Source organism: Alkalibacterium putridalgicola (assembly GCF_900109825.1).
Classification (GTDB): domain Bacteria; phylum Bacillota; class Bacilli; order Lactobacillales; family Carnobacteriaceae_A; genus Alkalibacterium; species Alkalibacterium putridalgicola.
Window position 1 is genome coordinate 74,647 of sequence record NZ_FOBL01000011.1, and the last position, 6,425, is coordinate 81,071.

7 protein-coding genes are annotated in these 6,425 nt (G+C 45.8%); all 7 read left to right on the forward strand.

Annotated elements, in window-relative coordinates; all coding sequences use genetic code 11:
* The first annotated feature begins 1 nt into the window (after position 1).
* The gene (locus BMX84_RS05295; protein ID WP_091487835.1) at positions 2-508 is read left to right on the forward strand and encodes an endolytic transglycosylase MltG; all 507 of its coding nucleotides are present in this window, start codon (positions 2-4) and stop codon (positions 506-508) included.
* An 83-nt stretch (positions 509-591) separates the two neighbouring features.
* The gene (locus BMX84_RS05300; RefSeq protein WP_091487837.1) at positions 592-906 is read left to right on the forward strand and encodes a hypothetical protein; all 315 of its coding nucleotides are present in this window, start codon (positions 592-594) and stop codon (positions 904-906) included.
* Between the two features lie 162 nt (positions 907-1,068).
* Positions 1,069-1,779 carry a rhomboid family intramembrane serine protease gene (locus BMX84_RS05305; RefSeq protein ID WP_246119113.1) on the forward strand — a complete coding sequence of 237 codons (711 nt, stop codon included), beginning with the start codon at positions 1,069-1,071 and terminating at the stop codon, positions 1,777-1,779.
* A 31-nt stretch (positions 1,780-1,810) separates the two neighbouring features.
* Positions 1,811-2,794 (forward strand): ROK family glucokinase, encoded by a 984-nt coding sequence (locus BMX84_RS05310; protein WP_091487838.1) that lies wholly within the window; start codon positions 1,811-1,813, stop codon positions 2,792-2,794.
* A gap of 63 nt (positions 2,795-2,857) precedes the next feature.
* Positions 2,858-3,979, forward strand: a complete 1,122-nt coding sequence (locus BMX84_RS05315; RefSeq protein WP_091487840.1) for a YqgU-like beta propeller domain-containing protein — start codon at positions 2,858-2,860, stop codon at positions 3,977-3,979.
* A 70-nt stretch (positions 3,980-4,049) separates the two neighbouring features.
* The gene (locus BMX84_RS05320; RefSeq protein WP_091487841.1) at positions 4,050-4,445 is read left to right on the forward strand and encodes a rhodanese-like domain-containing protein; all 396 of its coding nucleotides are present in this window, start codon (positions 4,050-4,052) and stop codon (positions 4,443-4,445) included.
* A 161-nt stretch (positions 4,446-4,606) separates the two neighbouring features.
* Positions 4,607-6,091 (forward strand): MDR family MFS transporter, encoded by a 1,485-nt coding sequence (locus BMX84_RS05325; RefSeq protein WP_091487843.1) that lies wholly within the window; start codon positions 4,607-4,609, stop codon positions 6,089-6,091.
* The last annotated feature ends 334 nt before the right edge of the window (positions 6,092-6,425 follow it).

The window sequence follows — 6,425 nt, forward strand, 5'->3', positions numbered from 1 at the left end:
CATGTCAAGAAAAACAAGTCAGATCCTCTCAGTAGGGTTATTACTGTCTAGTATGGTAGTGATGGGGCTGGAGATCGGGTCTAAAACACAGTCGTCAGAAGCGTCAGTAGAAACGATAGCAGAGCTTGAAAATAAAATAGATGAACTTGAAGAAGAAAACAACCGCATAAAAGATGAGCACGATCGATTGACTGAAGGTTATGCCAACTCGCTGACTCTGTCGGATGTCGAGGTATTTGAAGAAGACGATCTGGAAAGCACGGAAGCAGTCACAACAAGCAGTGACGAAGAGGCGAAAAAAGCCCGTCAGTTCACAGTGACGGTCAAAGAAGGCGAGCCAAGCAGCGTTGTGGCTGAACAGCTTGAATATCTAGGTGTAATAGAGGACCGTTATGCCTTCAGTGACTACCTTGAGACTAATGGCCTAGCGAAAAAAATCCGTCCGGGCAATTATGTTGTCACTTCGAATATGACAACGGATGAACTGGCACAGGCAATTTTGAAGTAAGACAAGATTAAAAGGCTATGATTTGTATTCTCGCCTCTTTCCTATAAAATAATAGTATAAGATAAATAAAGGAGAGAGACATGATGGAACTTACAAAAATTACCTTAACAAGCGGGGCGACTTATATCGTCAACCATACGCCGGAAGACGTTTATCAGCGAGTCACCCATTCTGACGGCAAACCTAAGAATCATATCCACCTCTTCACACTGGAGAACGGTTCGGAGATGTATATCAATGCAACATACATCCTTTCGATCGAAAAGGTCCGCTCGCATAACCGGGAGGAAACCATTAGAGATGATATGACCGAGAACGCAGAAGACAGAAACAGAGTTGAAGCGAATGTGAAAGCGGCAAAAGAATTCAAAGAAGATCTTGACGGAAACATGGAGTAAGCAAAAATCATATCTAAGTTCTTTTCACCAGGAAGCAGCCTTTTAAAAGGTGACTTTTTGGCAAGGGACTTAGATATTTTTTGTGAAAAGGTATTTTAAGATTGGGTCAGAGTCACTCATTATGCTATACTTATTGAAGAATGCCGTAAGGGAGATTAAAATGTGAATTATAAAACAAAGCTTAAAATAGAGAGATGGAAGAAGGGCCCATTCGTGGCTTATACGATTCTCGCTGTGACAGGTTTGATGTTCCTGATACAGGAACTATTAGGCGGGAGCACGAATCAATGGGTCCTGGTCCAGCTGGGCGCAAAAGTCAATGAACTGATCATCTTAGGTGACTGGTATCGCCTGATCACACCGATGTTTCTGCATATTGGTCTGACCCATATCCTCTTTAATGCGCTGATCGTTTATTTTCTCGGTATACAACTGGAATCTGTTTTTGGACACTGGCGTTTCTTCGCGCTTTATTTTTTAAGTGGGATCGTTGGAAATGCGACAAGTTTTGCATTTAATCCTAGCGTGTCTGCTGGGGCCAGCACGGCCATTTTTGGCCTGTTCGGATCGACCCTCGTCCTGGTCAAGCTGTTTCCCGGACATCCGCAGATCAAAGCCATGGCGAAGAATTTCACACTGCTGATCATTTTGAATCTGGTCTTTGGGCTTTTCAGCCCGGGGATAGACATGGCCGGTCATATCGGCGGACTAGTCGGTGGTTACCTGGCTGCTTTTGCGCTTTCTACGCCAAGAGCCTGGCGGACGACGAAAAAACAACAGTTGGCTTATGGCCTGGCTTTAGCCGGTGTACTGATCCTGCTGCTCGTCATTGGATACAGCCGCTTTATACCTGTAATGAATTTGTTTTCTTAATAACTAATTAATGGATAATGGAGGAAAAGGCATGCAAAATAAGAACATCATCGGTGTGGACTTGGGTGGAACGACCATCAAGTTCGCGATCATCACACGTGACGGGGAAATACTGGAGAAGTGGAGTATCCCGACGGATATCAGTGACGAAGGGACTCATATCACTCCGTCGATCATTCGTTCCATCAAAGATTATATGGAAAAGAACGATCTTAAAGCGACAGATTTCCTTGGGATAGGGATGGGCTCTCCAGGTACGGTCAACAAAAAGAAAGGCACAGTTATCGGTGCCTATAACCTGAACTGGAAAACCGAACAGCCGGTCGAAGAGATGATCACCGGTCAGACAGGGATCCCTTTATTCATCGATAACGATGCCAATGTGGCGGCGTTAGGAGAAAAGTGGATCGGTGCAGGCAACAATGAACCGGACGTCGTCTTTATTACATTAGGGACCGGAGTGGGCGGCGGTGTGATCACCAACGGCGAGCTTGTTCACGGTGCGATCGGTGCTGCTGGTGAAATCGGTCATATGACGGTCGACAAACACGGCTACAAATGCACCTGTGGTAAACAAGGCTGTCTGGAAACAGTCGCCAGTGCAACAGGGATCGTCCGGGTAGCGAAAGACGGTGCAGCAGCGTTTGGACAAGAGACACCATTGAAAAAAGCGATTTTAGATGGAGAAAAAATGAATGCCAAGAAAATCGTCGATGCGGCGAAAGACGGCGATGCTTATGGACTGGCTGTTACGGAAGAAATCAGCGACTATCTGGGGCTGGCATGTGGAAATATCGCCAACTTACTTAACCCGTCGACGATCGTCATTGGTGGCGGTGTGTCTCGAGCCGGTGAATTCCTGGCTGAACGGATCAGAAAACATCTGGCTGTTTATGCCTTCCCGACTATTAGAGAAAGTACGAAAATCAGAATCGCTGAATTAGGCAACGATGCCGGTGTGATCGGAGCCAGTTCCCTTGTATTGACGGAGTCTATCCATCAATCAAATAAATAACGGACAACACCTTTTATATGTTAATATGATTGTATAAAGATAACTTTAAAAGAGGTGATGACATTGATCGAAAAAAGAACTCACTATATTCGTGTGACTCTTCTTTTGATGTGTTGTTGCCTCTTTTTATTTGCCTGTACATCAAGGAATCCGGATGGGGCAGGAGAGGGAGAAGGTCAGCCGACTGACAGCGAGGAACTCTCTCTGGCCAGGTTAGATATCGATTACCGCACCTTTCAGAAAGTCATTGGCTGGTTGGATGACGAGACGCTGCTCGTTCATCTGGGCAGTGCGGACGAGCATAAACTCATGACATTCAATATATTTTCAGGAGAAATGGAAGAGGTCTACAGCAATGAGTCGTCTATTTTGACAACGGAGATCAATCAGTCCCGTGACAAGATCCTGCTGCAGGAAATAAAGAATGGGCAGTCTGCCTTCAAAGTGATCACGCCAGACGGCACAACGATTCAGACGACAACGTTCGGATACACCAGCTATGTGAATATTCACTGGAATCCTACAAACGACAACACGGTTTTCGTTTCACATTACCATTTCGATCACGAACTCGAGGCGGAAACGATCCTGGTGTACATCTGGACCATCGATAAAAATACGTTCTCAGTGAGAGATATTCCGTCCTTATCACCCCAGTGGTATTCGGAAAACGTCTACGTGTATATCGACGAACTGCACACGAATGCACTTTTCATTGGAGATATACGGGAAAATAAAGAAGATATGATGATCAACCGGGACATCTCTGACTTTTTCCTGAATCAGGATACCTTTGTCGGGGTCGTCGAATCCGATATTTCAGATAATGAAGTCCTGCTCTTTCATGAATATCCTTTTTTGGTGGGGGATAAAGTCATTCGCATCCCTAAAGTCACGATGAACGAGTCGCCGGTCAAACCACATATGACTCAGTCTACACGGAACGGAAAAATATATGGTGTGATCCCTGATCACTCTTTTTCACTGGAAGAAGAGCTGGGGGACTATCGTTTGGCCCATCTGCATTTTGAAGACGAAGCTGTCATAGAAATCATGGATCTCCCTGAAAATGCGCCCATTGCACTAAGTCCGACAGAAGAGTATCTGTTATATGGCTGGCGGCTGGAGAATATCATCGACCTTTCTAATCCAGAGCTGATCGAACTTATTGAGATTTTAAACTAAAATTAGACTAGAAAATTGCAGTAGAGTACTGTAAACTGTTAGATGAATAGATTAGAGAGGAAGTTTGCTTTTGGATAACTGGACAATCGTTACAATTATTTTATGGATTTTGATCATTGGGTACGCCGCATGGGAGATCTATCAGTACTTCAAGAGAAAGAAAGCTGCAACACCTTTGGATAATGATGCATTTAGAGAAGACATGCGCCGGGCTCAGATCGTCGACGTGAGAGAAAAAGATGATTTCAACGCCGGACATATCCTCGGGGCCAGAAATATCCCGTATTCACAGCTGAAACAGCGTGCCGGCGAGCTGCGTAAAGATCAGCCTATTTACTTATACGATAACAAGAAAACAATAAGCTATCGTGCGGCTATGCTGCTGCAGAAGAAAGGCTATACCGATCTTTATGTCCTGGAGGAAGGTTATTCCGGCTGGGATGGCAAGATCAAACGCAAGAAATAAATAGACGGCTGCGAACATATGACTTGATTAATCCGTCCATTTTTAACATAATTTAATATGACAGAAAAGGAAATCGTCCAGATTTCCTTTTTTTATTAGATGCTTCATACATAATCCATCCATGTCTTGACCATCATAAAATCATTCAAAGGAGTAGACACGTGAACATTAAACGAACAAAACTGGGGAGAGCAGGGATCGATGTTCTCACTAGACAACTTGACCGGAGGGACAGAAATGATGTCCCCATTTCCTGGGTCTATACGGCACTTTTTTTGGGCTCCCTGGTCGTGATCATGAATCAGAATGCCATCAAAACGGCCTTGCCGAGAATGATCATCGATCTGGGCGTGTCCCCTTCCATCGGACAGTGGACCATATCGGGCTATACGTTAGTTAAAGGGATCATGGTGCCCATCACAGCTTTTGCCATGAATAAATTCCGGTCCCGCAACCTTTTTATCCTGATGATGTTGATATTCGGAGCAGGATCAATCGTGGCGGCATCGGGCATCGATTTTTATGTGGTGTTATTCGGTACTTTGCTGCAGGGGATCGCTGCCGGTATGATCATTCCTCTGATGCAGACCATTATCCTGACTGTATCTCCAATTGAGAAACGGGGGAGTGCGCTCGGATTAATGGGTGTGGTTTTAGGGTTTGGCGGCACCCTTGGCCCGGCGCTCGGCGGATATATCGTGGATAATCTATCCTGGGAGTACATTTTTCTCTTTGCATTTATCGGTTCCATCCTCGTCATTCCCTTAGCGCAGTTGACTTTGACTGACGTTTTACCTATGAGTGACCCGAAACTGGACTGGGTGTCCATCAGACATTCCCTTATTGGTTTTGGTCTGCTGCTCTTTGGCTTGTCGGTTATGGGATCTGAAGGATTCCGGTCGCTGACTGCCTGGGTCGGCATCCTTATCGGGCTGATTTTTGTGACACTCTTTATCAGAAGGAACCTGCACAGTGACGACCCCATGCTGAACGTCTCACTGTTCAAGAACAGGACCTTCAGACTGGCTGTCATTATTGCGATGCTGGGGCTGATGGTGATCACTGGTTTAACGAACGTTATGCCGATGTATATCCAGAGTGTTTTAGGACGTTCAGCCACCTTATCCGGCTTGGTCATCCTGCCGGGGGGACTGCTGAAAGCATTTATCGCACCGGTCACAGGCAAGCTGTTCGATAAGTACGGGGTAAGGCTGATCGGGCCGGTCGGTGGAGGGATCATGTTCGCCGGGACAGTTTTGATGGTCTTTGTGACGGCAGCCACACCGATGTGGTATGTAGTCGCTGTCTATCTCCTCTTGTCTTTTGGCTTCGGTATTTTCAACATACCGATCACCACAGCCGGGATGAATGCCCTGCCGGATGAAGAAATGAGTCATGCGACACCTGCCAGACAGACCGTCAGACAGATCGGTTCGAGTTTCGCCATCACTGTAGTCTTTGCCTCCATGTCCATTGTCTCATCACTGATCCATTCTCCCGCGCTTGAAGCTGGAGGAGAACCGGACGTCACGATAGAAGGGATCAAAGGCGGTTTTGCACTTGTTGCGATTCTGGCTTTCATCACCTTTATCCTGACCTTCTTCTTGAGAGATGCCCCTGTTAAGGACCTTCGACAAGACAATTAAAAAGAAGCCATGCTGCTCTTTCGTTTAACCGATAGACGTCGCATGGCTTTTTATGATGAAAAGCTTTAGCGCGCTAAAGCTTCCTTTATCCAGACCTTGAAAGGGGAAGAAAAAAGTGTGCCTTTTTCAACAGCATTGACCTTAGTGCCTTTTCACGTTCGTCCAATAAGTTACCGTTCATCATGGAGGAAAGGAATGAGTGAACAGCATTGTTCAAGAAAGTGTTCACTCAGGAGGCCATGAGACGCTCAGTAAGCATTTTTGTGGTCCGCATGTCGCACTCGCAAGCTGAGGCGGAGATGAGTGAACAGTATTGCCCGTGAAAGTGTTCACT